This window comes from Marinomonas sp. KMM3893 (assembly GCF_004352855.1).
In the GTDB taxonomy this organism is placed as follows: domain Bacteria; phylum Pseudomonadota; class Gammaproteobacteria; order Pseudomonadales; family Marinomonadaceae; genus Marinomonas; species Marinomonas arenicola.
This window is the reverse complement of sequence record NZ_SJSC01000001.1, coordinates 969,362-987,107: the sequence shown is the minus strand read 5'-3', so window position 1 is coordinate 987,107 and position 17,746 is coordinate 969,362. Positions and strand designations below refer to the sequence as shown.

Genomic DNA, 17,746 nt, shown 5'->3' with positions numbered 1-17,746 from the left:
TCCCCTGAAGAGCCGTTCGAGACTAGGACGTTGATAGGTTGGGTGTGTAAGTGCTGTGAGGCATTGAGCTAACCAATACTAATTGCTCGTGAGGCTTGACCATATAACACCAAAGTGGTTTAGATGAGGAAACTCATCCAAAAGACACATAATACGATATTGAAAAACATCGGTTTAATACTTGATTTACGTTATTTCAAAATGAATTGTTAAAGATCCAAGCATGTCTTCGCGTGTTTTGGTAACGCTGACGAAAGAAAGCGACCAGAACGAACGCAACCGAATTGCTTGACGATCATAGAGACGTTGAACCACCTGATCCCATCCCGAACTCAGAAGTGAAAAGCGTCATCGCCGATGGTAGTGTGGGGGATCCCATGTGAGAGTAGGTCGTCGTCAAGCTTATAATTAAGAGAAGCCCCATCCTGCTACGCAGGGTGGGGTTTTTTCGTTCCACTGCATAATAACCTCATACCCGTGTGGGGCTCTTATGAAGGAACGCATGTGAGAGCGGATTATCGTCAAGCTTTAAATTAAGAAAGCCCTGATAGCTAACGCTGTCAGGGCTTTTTTTATGCCTGAAATAAGTTATCCCCCTACGAAAAGTCGTTTCTTGTTCTTCCATTTGCTTGCGCTATTACTCTCTAAAGATACGGTAAAACAAGAACCTCTACACTGATTGCGCATACCGTCCGCAGGGTCAGACCCCTTAAAAAGTCGCACAGCGTCCAACCAACCACATCACTTGCTGTTTAAGGGCTCTGATCCTAGTCGTAACAGGCAAACTAGCTGGGCTTTGAAGTAGTCCTCTCCCTGCGAAGGGGGAGTTAGAGGGGGGGCTTGTCGCTCTGAAAGCAGTGCTTGTGTAGAGTATCAGCTGTTTCTTGCTCTTCTGTTTAAAGGGATCTGAGCCCTTTTAGCCGACAGGAAGCAGATATTTAATGGGATGTTTTTCAAAATCCAGTCCCATTAACAAACTTATTGGTGACTGTGTAAGTGCTACATAGGTTGAACAGCCTAACAAACGCTTTCAGCCTGACGCCAAAACCTACGTGTTTTTGCGTTACTCATTGAGTTCAAATATTAACACAAAAACACTCCAGCGTTAGCGGGTCAATCGCTATACTGATTGATATATCTAAATCGAAAGCGTGGTGATAAATGAGCACAAAATTTGATGATTCGGTTTATCGTTCGATAGTTGAAAACTCAATTGATGCTGTAGTGATAATTAATCGATCAGGCGATATTGTTTCGTGGAATTCTGCAGCAGAACAAATTTTCGGTTACACAGCATCGGAAGCTATTGGTAAATATGTACATGACATTCTTCCTGCACATGACCTTCGCGATAAAGCTAATAAGTCATTCCAAAAATTTAAAAAGAAAGGATCTGGACCATTAGTGGGTAAAGTTTTACAGGTTCGCGGTCTTAAAAAAAATGGCGACGAAGTGCATGTTCAATTTAGTTTTAATACTGTAGTAGTTAATGGTGAGCTATTCGCATTTGCTTTTATTAGAGACATATCTGAGTTAATTGATCTTCAAGAAAAACTAATACTCCAAGCTACTGTTGATCCCTTAACTAACTTGCTAAATCGTCGGGCTTTTTTACAGCAAACAGAAGCTGCTTTCAATATGTCGAAAAGGCACAAAGAACCACTTAGTTTATTAATGATCGATTTTGATTTCTTTAAGGAAATTAATGATCAGTATGGACATCATGTTGGCGATATTGTGCTAAAAGAGTTTTCTAGTAAAACTTCAAAGCTACTACGAACTGAAGATATTATAGGGAGAATTGGCGGTGAAGAATTTGTTATTGCTTTAACAAAAACGCCTATCGAATATTCTTTAAAATTAGCGGAGAGGATAAGAGTATCTACTGAGAATATAAACATTAAAACGCCTGGTCTCAGTGTTTCATTTACAGTTAGCATAGGTGTTTCCTGCATCGAAAATAATGATGAATCTTTACAGCAACTTCTAGAGCGTAGCGATAAAGCAATGTACAAAGCCAAAGAAGAAAAGAATTGTGTTGTGTCAATCAGCAGCTAACAAGTCATTAATGCAGGACAAAAAATAGTTTTTTGCTCCTTGGTCGCTTATTTTAACCAATTATTTTTAGCCTCTTAATGCGGGCGTTGAGGCCGTAGATTTTCTCCAAAAAGAACATGTTCATGCTCTTTTTTATGCAAAGAGTCAAACCTGATCCTTCCTGTCAAAGTTAATGAATCCCTGTTGATTTTGCACAACCACTTACCTTTGCTACCGTTGGATACACGCTTTTTCATATTATTCTGCGTTTCTCCTGCTCATTATAAAAAACCTCCAATAAGTTTGAGTCATTATTGGAGGTTTTTTTGTTGTTACTTTTTAAATTACCGTAAAAAATATTATTCTATTTGTGCATTATCAACAATATGGTTATCGCCAATGTCTTTTGGTAATACTAGATTCAGAATAATGGCAACGATGCCGCATAGGCTGATACCTTGTAAGTTAAACTCGCCAATGCCAAAGGCCATTCCGCCAATACCAAAGACTAGTGTAACGCCGACAATAACAAGGTTACGTGATTTATGAAGGTCTACCTGGTTTTTAATTAACGTGTTGAGTCCAACCGCCGCTATGGAGCCAAATAATAAAATCATAATGCCTCCCATAACAGGCAGGGGAATGGTTTGTAATAAGGCACCTAGTTTGCCAACCCAGGCAAGGACAATCGCTGCAATCGCTGCCCATGTCATGATCACGGGGTTAAAAGATTTAGTGAGCATGACAGCCCCAGTGACTTCGCTGTAGGTTGTATTTGGCGGCGCGCCTACCATTGCTGCTGCCATAGTAGCGATCCCATCTCCTGCGATGGTGCGATGCAAGCCTGGTTTTTTCAAGTAATCTTTGCCCGTGACACTGGAGATAGAAAGTATATCGCCTACGTGCTCTATCGCAGGTGCGATGGCCACAGGAATCATAAATAAAATGGCGTTTATATTAAACTCAGGAGCGGTAAAGTTTGGCATAACAAACCAAGCGGCTTGATGAACCGCATCGAAGCTAACAATGCCGAATAGTAAGCTTAATGAGTAACCCACGATAATACCGCCAAAAATAGGCAGTAGTTTAAAAATACCTTTACTAAAGACACTGATAAAAATAGTCGTTAATAAAGAGGCAAGTGCGATCCAAATAGAGAAATCTGCATTGACCAGTTGAGCAGCCCCATCACCACTTTTCCCCATAGCCATATTGACAGCTGTTGGGGCTAAGCCTAAGCCAATAACCATAATAATAGGGCCAATGACGACGGGTGGTAATAGACGGTGTATAAAGCCTGCGCCTCTTAACTTAATAAGAGCCCCTAAAATAACATAAACAAATCCAGCAGCAATTAACCCGCCCATGGTGGAGGCTAAGCCCCAAGTTTGGATGCCGTATAGAACGGGAGCGATAAAGGCAAACGAAGACGCTAGAAAAATAGGCACGGTGCGACGTGTGACAACTTGAAAAAGCAAAGTCCCTATACCGGCACCAAATAAAGCCACATTCGGATCAAGGCCTGTTAGTAAGGGAACTAATACTAAAGCGCCAAATGCAACAAATAGCATTTGGACGCCTAATATGGCGTTTTTCATTGGTTTTTCCTTTGTCATGATTAAGTGCTGAGGATTTTATCTATTTGCAATGGCAGACGTACAGGGTCAGAGCCGCTAAAAAGCAATCCATGATTCAATTATCTGCATGATTAGACATTCAAGGGGGGATTTTAAGTGTAATCAGCAGACACACCAACAATAAATGCAGTGGCTGGATGTACTTCAGTGCGATAAGCCTGCCTCTAGAGTTCGCTTACTCATTACCGTGATAGTTTTAGTTCATTTTACGCTAGGGGATAAAACAGGTGGTTATACATAAAAAGCCCAGCATTCGCTAGGCTTTGTGTATAAATGTTGGCTGAGTGACGAGATCAGCGAGTGCTGTCTGCAAGATCGCTTAGTAGCGTTCGTTGCGCACTGCGGTATTCACCTTTTCTCGGCTTAGACAATTGATAAGAGCCATCGCTTTGCAGTATCCAGCTTTGGGTGTTATCCGACAGGTAGAGTTCCAGTTCTTTCTTCACACGACGAGACAGTTTCAGGTCTTGTAACGGGAAAGCGACTTCAATACGGTTGTTTAGGTTTCGGTCCATGCCATCGGCGCTGGACAGATAAACCTGAGGGTTGCGGTTGTTGTAGAAGTAGTACACCCGAGTGTGCTCTAAGAAACGGCCGATGATGCTGCGCACACGGATATTAGAGGAGATGCCTTTAATACCTGGGCGTAGCGTACAGATACCACGAACAATCAAATCTATCTTCACGCCTGCTTGCGAGGCTTTATACAGAGCTTGTACCAAGCGTTGCTCAGTGAGCGAGTTGACCTTGATAATGATTCGAGACGGGTCGCCTTTTTGCGCGTTTTCTGCCTCGCGATTAATCATGTCCAACAAACGATCGCGTAGTGTGAAAGGGGCGTGTAGCAGCTTTTTCACTTTGAGTTCTTTGCTCATGCCTGTCAATTGCTGGAAGACGCGATGGACATCGTCCCCGGTTTCTTTGTCGCAAGTGAGGAAGCTGTAATCAGTATAAAGACGCGCATTACCAGCGTGATAGTTACCTGTGCCTAGGTGAACATAACGGGTTAATTCTGCGCCTTCTCTGCGTACGATGAGTATCATTTTGGCATGGGTCTTGTGACGAACGACCCCATAAACAACAATCGCTCCAGCGTCTTGTAAACGACTGGCTAAGGCTAAGTTTTCGGCTTCATCGAAGCGTGCACGCAGCTCAATGACCACGGTAACTTCTTTGCCGTTTCGCGCGGCCTCGACCAGTGCATTCGCAATGGGAGAGCGTGCTCCTGTACGGTATAGAGTTTGACGAATTGCCACCACATGAGGGTCTTTCGCTGCATCACTGAGTAAGTCGATAACAGGGGAGAAACTCTCAAATGGGTGCATTAAGAGGTAGTCACGTTGTCGAATTGCTTCGAATATGCCGCCTGAGCTGGCCAATTTTCTTGGCAGTCCCGGAGAAAAAGGAGGGTACATAAGATCTGGACGGTCGACCAGTTCGAGTACTGCCATCAGACGACTTAAGTTAACAGGACCATCTGTTTTGTAGAGGTCTTGAGTTTCTAAATCAAATTGTTTGAGCAGAGAGTCGATGATGTGCGTAGGGCAATTATCAGCGATCTCAAGGCGTACCGAGCTGCCATAATGGCGGCTTTGTAATTCTGTTCTGAGCGCCCCGGCTAGATCGACACCAATGTCATCAGAGTCGACTTCTAAGTCGGCATTTCGTGTCAAACGGAATTGGAAACAACCTTTTACTGTCATCCCAGGGAATAATTGATCGGCATGGGCGTGAATGATGGAAGATAGGAAGACGAGGTTGTCGCCACCTTCAGACACATCATCAGGCATTTTGACAAGGCGAGGCAGAGAGCTTGGTGCCGGCACAATGGCGAGACCATTTTCTCGTCCAAATGCATCACGACCTTCTAGTTCAACAACAAAGTTAAAGGTTTTGTTGGCGAGACGAGGGAAGGGGTGTGCAGGGTCAAGGCCTATCGGGCTAATAATAGGTAAGACATTGTCACGGAAGTAACGTTTGGCCCAAGTAGACTGTTTTTCATTCCATACTGAACGGCGAATAAATTTAACGTCTTCGGCGGCAAGTTTCGGAAAAATAATATCGTTGAGAATACGGTATTGGCGGCGCACTAACTTGTGAGCCTGTTCGCTGATCAAACTCAGCACTTTCTTTGGGTGCATGCCATCAGGGCCGTTTTTCTCACGGCTGTATTCTAATTGACTTTTTAGTCCGGCAACGCGGATTTCAAAGAACTCATCCATGTTTGAACTAAAAATGCACAAGAAGGTGAGACGGTTCAGAATGGGGTGGTTTTCATCCATGGCTTGTTCAAGAACGCGCGCATTGAACTGTAAGTGGCTTAACTCACGGTTAAAATAGAGCTCAGGGTCTGCGAGATCAATTTCTTCAGGCAAACGTTCTTCTAAAGAGACCTTGCTCGGGTCCTGCGGCTGTTCTGGAATGGGCTCCAGCACGAGCTCTTCCCCACCAATTTCCTTCGTTGGAATAGGGGTGATTTCCTTTTTATCCACTTCATTTACTGACTGTTCTGACATGCCTTTTTATCACTCCCAAATACCGTCATCTTATATTATTGGTATTGAACTAATGCCCACTCGTAAATGAGTAGGCATTAACTTACAAATTACACCAACACAGCCAGAAGGTCACCGTCTCTTTGATCTTATTTACATCCTAACAGGAGTATTTTGACATTGTATGAGAAGGACTTAGGGCTATGACTGGGCCTTTAGTATGCGTGCTGCGTCTTTTGCAAAATAGGTTAAGATTCCATCCGCGCCGGCACGTTTAAACGCCAACAGAGATTCCATAATGATGCTGTCTTTGTCGAGCCAGCCATTTTGAAAAGCGGCCATATGCATGGCGTATTCTCCACTGACTTGATACACAAAGGTTGGGACCTCAAGTTCATGTTTGACTCGACGTACCAGATCCAAATAAGGCATTCCTGGTTTAACCATGACCATATCCGCGCCTTCGTCTAGGTCGAGTAGCACCTCACGAATGGCTTCGTCTGAGTTGGCTGGGTCCATCTGGTAAGTCGATTTATTGCTCTTACCAAGGTTGCCGCTTGAGCCAACAGCGTCACGAAAAGGGCCGTAGTATGCGGAAGCGTATTTAGCGGAATACGCCATGATCATGGTGTTGGTGAAGTTTTCAGCTTCAAGCTCTTCTCGGATTTCGCCAATGCGCCCATCCATCATGTCCGATGGAGCGATCACATCTGCCCCGGCTTTTGCATGAGACAAGGCTTGTTTTACGAGCACTTCAATGGTGGTGTCATTAAGCACGTAACCTGAGTCATCTATGATGCCATCTTGGCCGTGTGTGGTGAATGGATCCAGTGCCACATCCGTCATTACCCCCAATTCAGGGAAGGCTTCTTTTAGCGCGCGAACAGCACGTTGCGCTAAGCCATTTGGGTTGTAGGATTCTTCTGCCATCAGGGATTTTTTCTCTGCGGACACCACAGGGAAAAGTGCCACCATAGGAATACCAAGGTCGACCAGTTCTTGCGCTTCTTTTAATAAAAGATCAATTGAAACACGTTCAATACCAGGCATAGAGGCGACGGTCTCACGGACGTTTTCTCCTTCTATGACAAACATAGGGTAGATTAAATCGTCTGCCGTTAAGCGGTTTTCACGCATCAGGCGACGAGAAAAATCATTTTTGCGCATGCGGCGCATGCGAGTGTATGGAAAAGTCATCCATCAGCTCCTATTTTGCTATTCGTTAATGTACTTAATTTGTATGACAGTGATAAGTCAGACAAGCGAGTACCGCGTTGTTTTTTGATCTTAGATTTATCGCATTAGGCTAAGTTAGCCTCGGCCTCTTCCAGCTCTTCTTGTAACTCGAACCAGGCTTCTTCATTTTCTTCTAGCGACTTTTTCCATTTGGCTTCATCACTGAGAAGGGCTTGTAGCTTTTCTCTTTGATCCGCCTCATACAATGATGAATCCGCCATGGATTCAGAAATGGTGTCGAGGTGTTTTTGCGCGGTTTGGACGGCTTTTTCATACTTTTCAACTTGCTTGCGCAAGGGGCGCAGTTTCTCTCGCAGTTCAGCGGCTTTACGGCGTTCTTCTTTGCGATCAACTTTTTCGACTTTCTCTTGCGTGGCGTCGTTCTTCTCCGCTTGCGCAGCGGACGCTTGTCGAGCTTGCAACCAAGCATGGTAGGCGCTTAAGTCGCCATCAAAAGCTTGGATTTGATGATCAGCCACCAGATAGAACTCGTCGACGGTACTGTTGAGTAGGTGACGATCGTGGGACACCACGAGAATGGCGCCTGGAAACTCTTGCAGCGCCTCTGTTAAGGCTTGGCGCATGTCTAGATCCAAGTGGTTGGTTGGCTCATCGAGTACCAGTAAGTTCGGTCTAGTCCAAGCGATTAGCGACAGTGCCAGGCGTGCTTTTTCACCGCCAGAGAAGCCTTTTACTGCTCTTAGGGCGTCGTCGCCAGTAAAGCCAAAGCCTCCCAAATAACGACGAATATCACTTTCTAGTATTTTCGGAGATAGGCGTTGAATGTGCAGAAGAGGCGACGCTTCAAGGTCAAGTGCGCTCAATTGATGCTGAGAAAAGTAGCCAATTTTCAGGTTTTCGCCCGTGATGCGTTCGCCGTTTAATAAAGCGAGCTCTCCAACGATGGATTTGATCAAGGTGGATTTACCCGCGCCATTCGGGCCCAGTAAGCCTATGCGTTGACCATCACGGATGGCAAAGTTGGTGTCGCCAAGTTGAACCACTTTGGCGCCTGACTCTAAGGTGTAACCTAGGTTTGCTTGCGACAAATTGATGAGCAGCTGAGAGGTTTTTTCTGCCACAGGGATAGAGAACTCAAATTGAGAGTCTATGTGGGCAGGGCCAATGATTTCCATCTTTTCTAGCATGCGTAAACGGCTTTGTGCTTGCTTGGCCTTATCGGCTTTGTAGCGGAATCTATTCACGTATTCTTGCATGTGCGCGCGTTTTGCTTGCTGGCGCTCATGGTTGGCTTGTTGTTGGGCAAGGTGCTCAGCGCGCTGGCGCTCGTAATTTGAGTAGTTGCCTTTATAAAGGACCAGTTTTTTCTGGTATAGGTGAACGATATGGCTACAAATGCCGTCTAGAAAATCACGGTCATGGGAAATCAATAATAAGGTGCCTGGGTATTGGCGTAACCAGTTTTCCAGCCACATAACAGCGTCTAAGTCTAAGTGGTTGGTTGGCTCATCGAGTAGCAGCACATCAGATGGGCACATGAGGGCTTTTGCTAGGTTGAGACGAATCCGCCAACCACCCGAAAAGTCTGACACTGGCTTTTGCATATCGGTCATTTTAAACCCTAAACCTTGTAACAAGGTTTCCGCTCTAGACTGTGCTGAGTAGCCGTGTGCGGTTTCGAATTCTCCTAACCAATGAGCGTGATCGTGGTTGTTGCCTTGCGCTTGCGCTTGTTCAATGTGCGCTTCGATTGTTCTAAGTTGGTCGTCTCCATCGAGACAATAATCCAGTGCGCTGCGCTGTGTTTCTTCGACTTCTTGAGCCATAAACGCAATGCGTCTATTCCCCGGCAAAATTACGCTGCCGGTGTCTGCCCCTAAATCGCCTTTTACCATCGCAAACAAGGAGGATTTACCTGCCCCGTTGGCGCCAATCAAACCGACTTTTTGACCTTCAAAAATAGTGAGATCGGCGTCTTCTAAAAGAAATTGTGTACCTCGTTGTAAACTGACTTCGCTAAATTGGATCATAAAAACAGAGAATCTCTTTGGTATCGATGATTAGGAGCTAGGTTAAAAGCAATGCTTAGCATTTTAGAGTGGCGCTGCATTAAACGAAATAGGGAAGGCAAAGATTCCCTGTTAATACACGGTTTAAAGTGGATGATTCAGACGCTCAAGGGTAAAATGCGCGCAATATCCATTTGAACTTTTACTCGTGTCGTGTATCGGCACAAGGTGAACTTTGTGAACGATGTAATAATCAATGAAATTCAACGCTTTTCTTTCGACAATACCAATGTTCGAGGTGAGCATGTTGTTTTGAATAGTGCGTACCAAGAGATAATCAAGCGTAAAAATTACCCAATCGGTATTGAAAAATTATTGGGTGAATTCGTGGCTGCGATTGCGCTATTAAGAGACATCATCAAGATCGATGGTGTGTTGTCGATTCAGGCCAAAGGCAATGGCTTTTTGTCCACGTTAATGACTGAGTGTGATGAGTTGCAAAACTTGCGAGGCATTGCCCAATGGGATGAAACGCAAACCGTCCCTGACACTATTTCGTTAAAAGAAGTGTTAGAAGGGGGTTACTTGGTGATTACCATCAGTCCTCGTAATGGACAGCGTTATCAAGGGATCGTGGAAATTGTTGGTGACACATTAGCGGAATGTTTAGAGCAATACTTTTATCAATCTGAGCAGTTGCCTAGCCGAGTGTGGTTAGCCGCTAATGGTGCGCAAAGCGCGGGCTTGTTCTTACAGCGCCTGCCTGCTGAGCAAGCACAAAGTGGCGATGAAGATGCTTGGGAGCGTTTTACACACCTTGCGGCCACGGTGAAAGACGAAGAACTTCTGGGACTGGACACCGAAACCTTGCTTCACCGTTTATACCATGAAGAAGAAGTGCGCCTTTATGAGCCAAAAGCCTTGCAGTTTGGCTGTTCTTGCTCTCGTCAGCGTACTTTGGATGCGGTTATTTCGATTGGTGCTGATGAAGTTCGTCAGTTATTGATTGAGCAAGGGTCTATTCAAGTGGACTGTCAGTTTTGTGCAGAGCAATATGAGTTCACAGCAGAAGACTTGGTGGATCAGCTAGGTGACCAAGCGCAGACTCATTAAATCTGCGCTGACTGTTAGAACTTGGCGTGGTTGATTAGATCACGCCAAGTAATCATGCCTAGGAGGTGGTTTTCTTCATCAACCACAGGCACGCAAGAAATATCCACGTGTTTCATCCAGGTGACAATTTCACTTATTGGGGAATCGGCTTTCGCCGTAATAGGCTGGCGAGTCATGACCTGATGGGCCGCATGATTCAGTGTTTCAGTGTCGCGAGGCTGCTCTGAGAGACTGTCAATGAAAGGGCTGATGGTTCGTAATAAGTCCCGATCAGAAATAATCCCAACCAGTATTTCGTTCTCTACAACGGGCAAATGGTGAAAGTGGTTTTGCGCCATAATCGCTTTGACTTCGGGCAAGCGAGCGTCAATGTCCACACAAATTACATCACGTACCATGATATCTTGAGCTTTCATACGACACCTCCATTCAAATAGAGAGAATTGATTCTATTTATACTGAATATTGTTTTATAAAGATAGTAGAAAAACAGCGTAAAAGTATTAAACATATGTGTCGAAATACGCTGATATTGTTACTAAAAGTAGATAAAAATCTGCCTTTATAGAGAAGCGGAGTAAAACAAATGGAGATCTTAGACTAAGGTCTCAAGACATTATTAATAAAATCCGTATAATTAAATCACACCTACTCAGACTCCTTGCTAGGTTGTTCGTTTTTGAGTTTTGCATACCATAATTTTGCAAACAAAGGCGTTCTGAGATGAGTGACGAGAAAGCATCGCAGTTCCTCTAATGTAGCACCACTGCTGGCCAAAAGCCTCCTTTACTCATCACTCTCAAATCCATTGGCTATGACACGGCGAAATCATATGACCTCAAACTCTGTAGACGTTTTACTAGTCGGGGGGGGTGCAATGAGCACTACCCTAGGAATGTTACTCAAGCAACTGGATCCAAGTCTTGCCATTACCATGGTCGAGAAATTGGACAGCATTGCCAAAGAAAGTACTGATGGCTGGAACAACGCAGGAACTGGCCACGCTGCCTATTGTGAGCTTAATTACACCTCAGAGAATGCCGACGGCAGTGTTAACATTGATAAAGCGGTTAAGATTAATGCAGCATTTGAGGTCAGTCTTCAGTTCTGGTCCTACCTTGTTGAACAAGGCAAATTACCTGCACCAAAAGAATTTATAAACCGTGTACCACACCAAAGTTTTGTTTGGGGTGAAGACAATGTTAGAAAGCTAAAAGCACGTTACGACGCGATGAGTGCGCATCCAGCATTTAAAGAAATGCAGTTCACGGAAGATCGTGAAAAAATGCAGGAATGGATGCCTTTGATCATGAACAATCGCGCTCAAAATGAGCCTTTAGCGGTGACGCGTATTGAGCATGGATCGGATGTTAATTTTGGTTCCATTGCTCGTAATATGACCAAAAATCTTCAAGCTATGGACAACTTTGAGCTACACATCAACTCTGAAGTGACTAGCATCAAGAAGAACCAAGATGGCACTTGGGATGTACTGGTTCATCATAATGGCACAACACAGCGTTTCCACACTAAATTCCTTTTCTTAGGCGCTGGTGGTGGGGCATTGCCTTTACTGCAAAAAGCCGGTGTCGAAGAAGGCAAAGGATATGGCGGCTTCCCTGTCAGTGGGCAATGGTTGGTTTGTGAAAAACCTGAATTAGTTGAACAGCATTTTGCGAAAGTTTATGGTGCGGCACCGATTGGTGCGCCACCAATGTCTGTTCCTCATTTAGACACACGTATCATTGATGGCAAAAAAGCCATTTTGTTTGGGCCATTTGCAGGCTTCACGACAAAATTCTTGAAGACTGGCTCAATGTTAGACTTCCCTTTGAGCATACGACCAGGCAACTTGAAGCCTATTTTGTGTGTGGGTAAAAACAACATGGACCTGACGAAGTATCTGATCAGTGAAGTGCTTAAATCCCATAAAGATCGTTGTGATTCTTTGCGTAATTTCTTCCCTGATGCAAAAGATGAAGATTGGAAATTAGCTTACGCAGGCCAACGTGTTCAGATTATCAAAAAAGACGATAAATCGGGCGGTAAGCTGGAGTTTGGAACCGAAGCAATCACCACGAAAGATGGCTCATTAGCCGCGCTATTAGGGGCATCACCAGGTGCGTCGACTACGGTTAATACCATGATCAACATCTTGGAAACGTGTTTCCCTAAAAAGATGGCGTCTAAAGAGTGGCAAGCTAAAATGAAAGAAATGGTGCCTTCTTACGGTCAATCTTTGGTCGAAAACACAGATCTTCTGTTGTCTATCCGTGAGCGAACCTTGACGACATTGCAGTTAAAACCATAACCGCTATGAGTACGATAAAAAGCTGGGTTTTCATACCCAGCTTTTCTATATATATCGAATGTAAAAAATGAATAAGAGAATAGAGATGCCAATAACCTTTGCAGAACGCGCGGATCAGTTGAGTGATTCCCTACGAGATATTGAACACCAAGCAGAAGAGGGCGACCAATTATTTTATTGTGCTTACCTTTTAGGATTATTAGGGCTTCATAGCAGCGCTGAAGGTGAAGGTTCTGATCAGTTTGACAGTGCCTTTGAAGGAACGCTAAGAGACACACTAGAAGCAGAAAATGTAACGCCTGAAGATCAAGCCAGTATTCTAGAGCTATGGGAACAGACTTGTAAGCATTCAAAATAATGACTTAGGTTGCGTTCAAGACATAAAAAAACGAGGCCATGGCCTCGTTTTTTTATGTTTTATTTGTCGTTATCCAGTCGTTTACAACTTAGGCTTGTCTGGATGAGGTGCGTAGGCAAAGACATCGGAGAAACAGCGATCTGTAGCGAGTCCCTTCAACTCTAATTGGTCTAACGTGCCATATACCATGCCAACAGAGCCACTGATAAACGCGACGCTATTGCTAAGATCAGGATGGTCTTCTAGCACCGCCTCATAGAGCCAGCCAGTACGACCTTGCCATTGCTCGTCGGCTTCATTGACGACAATATCAAGCGAGAAGGTGTGTTCACTTTGCGCCTGTTTAACCCACTCTTGCATAAAAATGTCGCTCGGTGTTCTGAGTCCCCAGTAAAGAGAAACATGGCCTTTAAAGCCCTGCTCGATCAAGCTGTCGTACAAGCTTTTCATTTGTGAAAAACCCGTGCCGCCAGCAATCAGCAGAATGTGCTCTGCTTCTTCGATAAACGCACCACTTTCTAAGTGACTATCGCCGCCAGGCATTTTGACCATAATACTGTCGTTTGTATTGATATGCTCAATGACTTTTTGGGCAAGCGAGCTTGGGTCAGAAACCAGAATGTATAAGGTAAGCGTAGGTAGAGTGTGGGGTGCACTCCCAATAGAATAGGGAACCTGCTCGCCTGTCGGCAAAACAATCATCAAATATTGACCCGCAATAAATGGTGTTTCGTCTATCTCTAGTTTTACTTCATAGACATTGTGATTAATCAGTTCAACCGAACTGACTTTGGCTGTTACGTCTTTCAATTTATTGCTCCGCTGCAAGTCTCACTCACTTGCTCAGTGAGTATAAAACTGTCCTAATCGAGTACCTTGTTATACTGGTAATTTAGGTGAAAAAAAACCACTTACTAAAAGTGGTTTTTTAATATCAGTGAATGATGTTATTTGTTTTTGCCCTTCATGGACTCAAAGAACTCATCGTTTGTTTTGGTGACTCGTAAGCGGTCAATCAAGAACTCTGTTGCGGCAACGTCTTCCATTGGGTTCAATAGTTTACGTAAAATCCACATGCGTTGTAGTTCATCTTCAGAAGTAAGAAGGTCTTCACGACGCGTACCAGAACGACGAATGTTGATCGCAGGGAAAGTGCGTTTCTCAGCAATTTTGCGATCTAGGTGCAATTCCGAGTTACCCGTACCTTTAAATTCCTCAAAGATAACTTCGTCCATTTTAGAGCCGGTATCCACCAATGCTGTTGCAATAATGGTTAAGCTGCCGCCTTCTTCAATGTTACGTGCAGCACCAAAGAAGCGTTTAGGACGTTCTAGGGCGTTGGCATCCACACCACCGGTTAATACTTTACCGGAAGAAGGGATAACCGTGTTGTAAGCACGAGCAAGACGGGTAATAGAGTCAAGCAAGATCACAACATCACGTTTGTGTTCTACCAAACGTTTCGCTTTTTCAATCACCATTTCGGCAACTTGTACGTGACGGCTTGGCGGCTCATCAAACGTCGATGCAACCACTTCGCCACGAACAGTACGTGACATTTCGGTTACTTCCTCAGGACGCTCATCGATCAGCAAAACAATCATGTGACACTCTGGATTATTGCGAGTGATGGCATTAGCAATGTTTTGCAGCATGAAGGTTTTACCCGCTTTAGGAGGGGAAACCACTAGCGCACGCTGACCTTTACCCATAGGCGCAACAAGATCAATGATGCGAGAAGTAACGTCTTCTGTTGAGCCGTTACCCGCTTCCATTAATAGGCGTTCATCAGGGAAAAGAGGGGTTAAGTTTTCGAAAAGAATTTTGTTACGAACACTTTCAGGTTTGTCGAAGTTGATTTCGCTGACTTTTAATAGTGCAAAATAACGTTCGCCATCTTTTGGTGGTCGAATCTTTCCGGCAATCGTATCGCCAGTACGTAAGTTAAAGCGACGAATTTGGCTAGGTGATACATAAATATCGTCAGGCCCTGCTAGGTAGGAGCTATCTGGAGAACGTAGGAAGCCAAAGCCGTCTTGCAGAATCTCTAGGATACCGTCGCCATAAATATCTTCACCACCTTTAGCATGTCGCTTAAGTATGGAGAAAATGACATCTTGCTTGCGCGAACGGGCCATGTTGTCTAGGCCCATTTCTGCAGCGATATCTAAGAGTTCGTGTACTGATTTCTGTTTTAATTCGGTAAGGTTCATAAACGGGTTTTGCATTAGCTCATCTTAGAAGGACAATTGACGGGATCAGGTTGTAACATTAACGCCGATCAGTGTCTGGAAGTATTTAACAACATATCAGCTACTCGGCACCGAGGAACCTGCAAAGAATGACTCTCTTGCGTTGGTTGCTCTGAAACGGGCCCGGATAGGGCAAAGCCAATACAGCGTGAAACGATTTGATTGGAGTCTTAATCTAGCTCGCGTACACCAGATTTTACTAAGACCATAGCTACTATAGTGCGACTTAAACGCAAGGTCTATAGTGAAAAGCGCGAAAAAGCCAATTTCTGATAATTTTTTGATCAAACACACGGAGTTTTTATTTTTTACTCTGTCCTATCTTATATTCTAGATTACGATGTTTTCTAGGAGGTTTAATGAATGAAAAAAACCAAGACCAATAGCAAGGTCATTGCCTTAGCACTTCTTATTATTATCGGGTACACCTGATATACTTCTTAGCTCAAGACCATGACTTAAGGCGTTCTGGATGCAATCACTCTTCTTGCAACAATCTCATGATTTTCCTTTTGAAAAAATTGCAGCTATTGACCTAGGCTCAAACAGTTTCCACATGGTAATTGCTCAAGTTACCCACGGGCAGTTACGTATAACGAGTGAGTTTGGTGAAAAAGTGCAGCTGGCTGCAGGCTTGCACCACGGTATTTTAGATGAAGAGTCTCAGCAAAGAGGGCTAGATTGCCTCGCACAGTTTGCACAAGTCATTGAAGACATGCCCGCAGGTTCGGTTCGAGTGGTGGGGACAAATGCCTTACGCTCAGCTAAGAACCGGTATGACTTTATTGGCAAAGCCATGGACATAATGAGCCATCCGGTTGAGATTATCGCGGGTCGAGAAGAAGCTCGTCTTATTTATGTCGGTGTGTCGAAAACCATGGACCATGGTGAATTAAAACGCCTTGTCGTCGATATTGGTGGAGGCAGTACCGAGTTTATTATAGGCAAGCAGTTAGAACCTATTTTGACAGAAAGCCTGCACATGGGGTGTGTGAATTTCCGTCAACGTTTCTTTGCTGATGGCAGCATTACCAAATCCAATTTCCAAAAAGCCGTCACGGCGGCTCGTCTAGAGTTGCTAAGCATACAAGACGACTATTTAGATGAGCAGTGGGATATCGCCATTGGCTCTTCAGGTACCATCAAAGCCGCCTTCAACATTATTAAAGAAAATGGCTGGAGTAAAAAAGGCATCACACCGAAGACGCTGAAACAAATTCAGAAAGCCTTATTAGAAGCGGGTCATGCAGATAATATTGACCTTCCGGGATTGAAGCCTGAGCGTAAAAATACGTTTGCTGCTGGTATTGCGATTCTGACCGCCGTTTTTGAGTGTTTTGATATTAAGCAAATGGATTTCTCTGTCGGTGCCTTACGCGAAGGGGTGCTGTACGACATCATGGGCCGTTATGCCGAGTCTGATATCCGTGAGCGAACGGTTAACTACATGCTTAACCAATATCATATTGATACTGAGCAGGCGAAATTAGTGACCCACACCGCGTTATCCGCGCTTGCTCAAGTCAAAGACAATTGGCAGCTGAAAAGTATTTCCAGTGAAGATTTGTTGCGTTGGTCAGGCCTTCTCCATGAGGTTGGTGTCGGCATTTCACACAGCCGTTATCACAAACATGGCGCCTATATTATCAGTGAGTCTGATATGCCAGGCTTCTCCCAGCAAGAACAACAAGCTTTGGCGAATCTTATTTTGCGCCATCGTCGAAAGTTTACCCAGTCTCTGGAATATAAATTCACCAAAAGCGATCAGCAAGATTTAGATCGTTTGTCTATTTTACTCCGCTTATCTATCTTGCTTCATAATGACCGTAAAGAAGGTGATATGCCGATTTTTACGTTAAAAGCAGGGGATAAAAGCTTACATGCGGAGTTTTTGCCTAATTGGTTAGACAGTCGTCCTCTTACTTTGGCGAACTTGCAGCGCGAGGCAGATTATCTGGCGAGTGACGGATATACGCTGACGTTTAGCTAGCGATTACTTTGTTCGCTTTTGTTGGCCATTGCTTCAATAGAACGATAGATAGCAATGGCCTCTTCATGGCTCAGTCCTAACCAGCGGGTTGGCGCCCTTACGCTGGAAGACAGGCTTACAAACTCCTGATTGGGCTTTACGTCTGCACCCTGTTGAAATTGATCACTCATGAACCTTGCTTGGCTAGACAAATGCAGTGTGCTGCGGGCGTGAGAGGAATCTGTCTGATTACTAAAGCCAGAATGCGAAGACTTGCTTGGTAACAGCTTATGCCAGTCCGAGTTTGAAATTGGGGAGATTGCCATTGCACGCTCTCCTATTTTAGGGAGTGTTGCTTAATTATTAAT

The 17,746-nt window shown here is 44.4% G+C and carries 13 protein-coding genes and 2 rRNA genes; 7 read left to right on the top strand and 8 right to left on the bottom strand.

Annotated elements, in window-relative coordinates:
* From E0D71_RS04500 to E0D71_RS04490, 3 genes are all read left to right on the top strand, one after another.
* Nucleotides 1-103: ribosomal RNA gene (locus tag E0D71_RS04500) — 23S ribosomal RNA — on the top strand; the annotation flags it as partial.
* 184 nt (nucleotides 104-287) lie between these two features.
* A 5S ribosomal RNA gene (gene rrf, locus E0D71_RS04495) occupies nucleotides 288-402 on the top strand.
* Nucleotides 403-1,161: 759 nt separating this feature from the next.
* Nucleotides 1,162-2,058 (top strand): diguanylate cyclase, encoded by an 897-nt coding sequence (locus E0D71_RS04490; RefSeq protein ID WP_133002073.1) that lies wholly within the window; start codon nucleotides 1,162-1,164, stop codon nucleotides 2,056-2,058.
* 338 nt (nucleotides 2,059-2,396) lie between these two features.
* On the opposite strand, the gene E0D71_RS04485 is transcribed toward E0D71_RS04490, so the two are convergent.
* From E0D71_RS04485 to E0D71_RS04470, 4 genes are all read right to left on the bottom strand, one after another.
* Nucleotides 2,397-3,635, bottom strand: coding sequence for a uracil-xanthine permease family protein (locus E0D71_RS04485; RefSeq protein ID WP_133002072.1), 1,239 nt, complete (start codon nucleotides 3,633-3,635; stop codon nucleotides 2,397-2,399).
* A 332-nt stretch (nucleotides 3,636-3,967) separates the two neighbouring features.
* The gene (ppk1, locus tag E0D71_RS04480; protein ID WP_133002071.1) at nucleotides 3,968-6,190 is read right to left on the bottom strand and encodes a polyphosphate kinase 1; all 2,223 of its coding nucleotides are present in this window, start codon (nucleotides 6,188-6,190) and stop codon (nucleotides 3,968-3,970) included.
* A 180-nt stretch (nucleotides 6,191-6,370) separates the two neighbouring features.
* Nucleotides 6,371-7,366, bottom strand: a complete 996-nt coding sequence (gene hemB / locus E0D71_RS04475) for a porphobilinogen synthase (protein ID WP_133002070.1) — start codon at nucleotides 7,364-7,366, stop codon at nucleotides 6,371-6,373.
* 104 nt (nucleotides 7,367-7,470) lie between these two features.
* Nucleotides 7,471-9,396: an ATP-binding cassette domain-containing protein gene (locus E0D71_RS04470; protein WP_133002069.1), complete on the bottom strand. Its 1,926-nt coding sequence runs from the start codon at nucleotides 9,394-9,396 to the stop codon at nucleotides 7,471-7,473.
* Nucleotides 9,397-9,612: 216 nt separating this feature from the next.
* Here E0D71_RS04470 and hslO point away from each other — a divergent pair, with 216 nt between their 5' ends.
* The gene (gene hslO / locus E0D71_RS04465) at nucleotides 9,613-10,488 is read left to right on the top strand and encodes an Hsp33 family molecular chaperone HslO (RefSeq protein WP_243711924.1); all 876 of its coding nucleotides are present in this window, start codon (nucleotides 9,613-9,615) and stop codon (nucleotides 10,486-10,488) included.
* A 14-nt stretch (nucleotides 10,489-10,502) separates the two neighbouring features.
* Here the strand turns inward: hslO and E0D71_RS04460 are convergent, their stop codons facing one another.
* Nucleotides 10,503-10,904 carry a CBS domain-containing protein gene (locus E0D71_RS04460; protein ID WP_133002068.1) on the bottom strand — a complete coding sequence of 134 codons (402 nt, stop codon included), beginning with the start codon at nucleotides 10,902-10,904 and terminating at the stop codon, nucleotides 10,503-10,505.
* A 398-nt stretch (nucleotides 10,905-11,302) separates the two neighbouring features.
* On the opposite strand from E0D71_RS04460, the gene mqo reads away from it, so the two are divergent.
* A complete protein-coding gene (gene mqo / locus E0D71_RS04455) occupies nucleotides 11,303-12,799 on the top strand; it encodes a malate dehydrogenase (quinone) (RefSeq protein ID WP_133002130.1) in 1,497 nt (498 codons plus the stop codon).
* Between the two features lie 85 nt (nucleotides 12,800-12,884).
* A complete protein-coding gene (locus E0D71_RS04450) occupies nucleotides 12,885-13,157 on the top strand; it encodes a YfcL family protein (RefSeq protein WP_133002067.1) in 273 nt (90 codons plus the stop codon).
* 81 nt (nucleotides 13,158-13,238) lie between these two features.
* On the opposite strand, the gene E0D71_RS04445 is transcribed toward E0D71_RS04450, so the two are convergent.
* Together E0D71_RS04445 and rho are read right to left on the bottom strand one after the other, a co-directional pair.
* Nucleotides 13,239-13,967 (bottom strand): NAD(P)H-flavin reductase, encoded by a 729-nt coding sequence (locus E0D71_RS04445; RefSeq protein WP_133002066.1) that lies wholly within the window; start codon nucleotides 13,965-13,967, stop codon nucleotides 13,239-13,241.
* 137 nt (nucleotides 13,968-14,104) lie between these two features.
* On the bottom strand, nucleotides 14,105-15,370 hold the full coding sequence (gene rho / locus E0D71_RS04440) for a transcription termination factor Rho (protein WP_133002129.1): 1,266 nt from the start codon (nucleotides 15,368-15,370) through the stop codon (nucleotides 14,105-14,107).
* Nucleotides 15,371-15,881: 511 nt separating this feature from the next.
* On the opposite strand from rho, the gene ppx reads away from it, so the two are divergent.
* Nucleotides 15,882-17,399 carry an exopolyphosphatase gene (ppx, locus tag E0D71_RS04435; protein WP_133002065.1) on the top strand — a complete coding sequence of 506 codons (1,518 nt, stop codon included), beginning with the start codon at nucleotides 15,882-15,884 and terminating at the stop codon, nucleotides 17,397-17,399.
* Here ppx and E0D71_RS04430 read toward each other — a convergent pair.
* Nucleotides 17,396-17,704, bottom strand: coding sequence for a hypothetical protein (locus E0D71_RS04430; protein ID WP_133002064.1), 309 nt, complete (start codon nucleotides 17,702-17,704; stop codon nucleotides 17,396-17,398). The two genes, ppx and E0D71_RS04430, sit on opposite strands and share 4 nt — an antisense overlap.
* Between the last annotated feature and the right edge of the window lie 42 nt (nucleotides 17,705-17,746).

Bases quoted from the DNA above. Each gene is read 5' to 3' on its own strand.
- E0D71_RS04490 (WP_133002073.1), top strand. From the start codon at position 1,162: ATGAGCACAAAATTTGATGATTCGGTTTATCGTTCGATAGTTGAAAAC.
- E0D71_RS04485 (WP_133002072.1), bottom strand. From the start codon at position 3,635: ATGAAAAACGCCATATTAGGCGTCCAAATGCTATTTGTTGCATTTGGC.
- ppk1 (WP_133002071.1), bottom strand. From the start codon at position 6,190: ATGTCAGAACAGTCAGTAAATGAAGTGGATAAAAAGGAAATCACCCCT.
- hemB (WP_133002070.1), bottom strand. From the start codon at position 7,366: ATGACTTTTCCATACACTCGCATGCGCCGCATGCGCAAAAATGATTTT.
- E0D71_RS04470 (WP_133002069.1), bottom strand. From the start codon at position 9,396: ATGATCCAATTTAGCGAAGTCAGTTTACAACGAGGTACACAATTTCTT.
- E0D71_RS04460 (WP_133002068.1), bottom strand. From the start codon at position 10,904: ATGAAAGCTCAAGATATCATGGTACGTGATGTAATTTGTGTGGACATT.
- mqo (WP_133002130.1), top strand. From the start codon at position 11,303: ATGACACGGCGAAATCATATGACCTCAAACTCTGTAGACGTTTTACTA.
- E0D71_RS04450 (WP_133002067.1), top strand. From the start codon at position 12,885: ATGCCAATAACCTTTGCAGAACGCGCGGATCAGTTGAGTGATTCCCTA.
- rho (WP_133002129.1), bottom strand. From the start codon at position 15,370: ATGAACCTTACCGAATTAAAACAGAAATCAGTACACGAACTCTTAGAT.
- ppx (WP_133002065.1), top strand. From the start codon at position 15,882: ATGCAATCACTCTTCTTGCAACAATCTCATGATTTTCCTTTTGAAAAA.
- E0D71_RS04430 (WP_133002064.1), bottom strand. From the start codon at position 17,704: ATGGCAATCTCCCCAATTTCAAACTCGGACTGGCATAAGCTGTTACCA.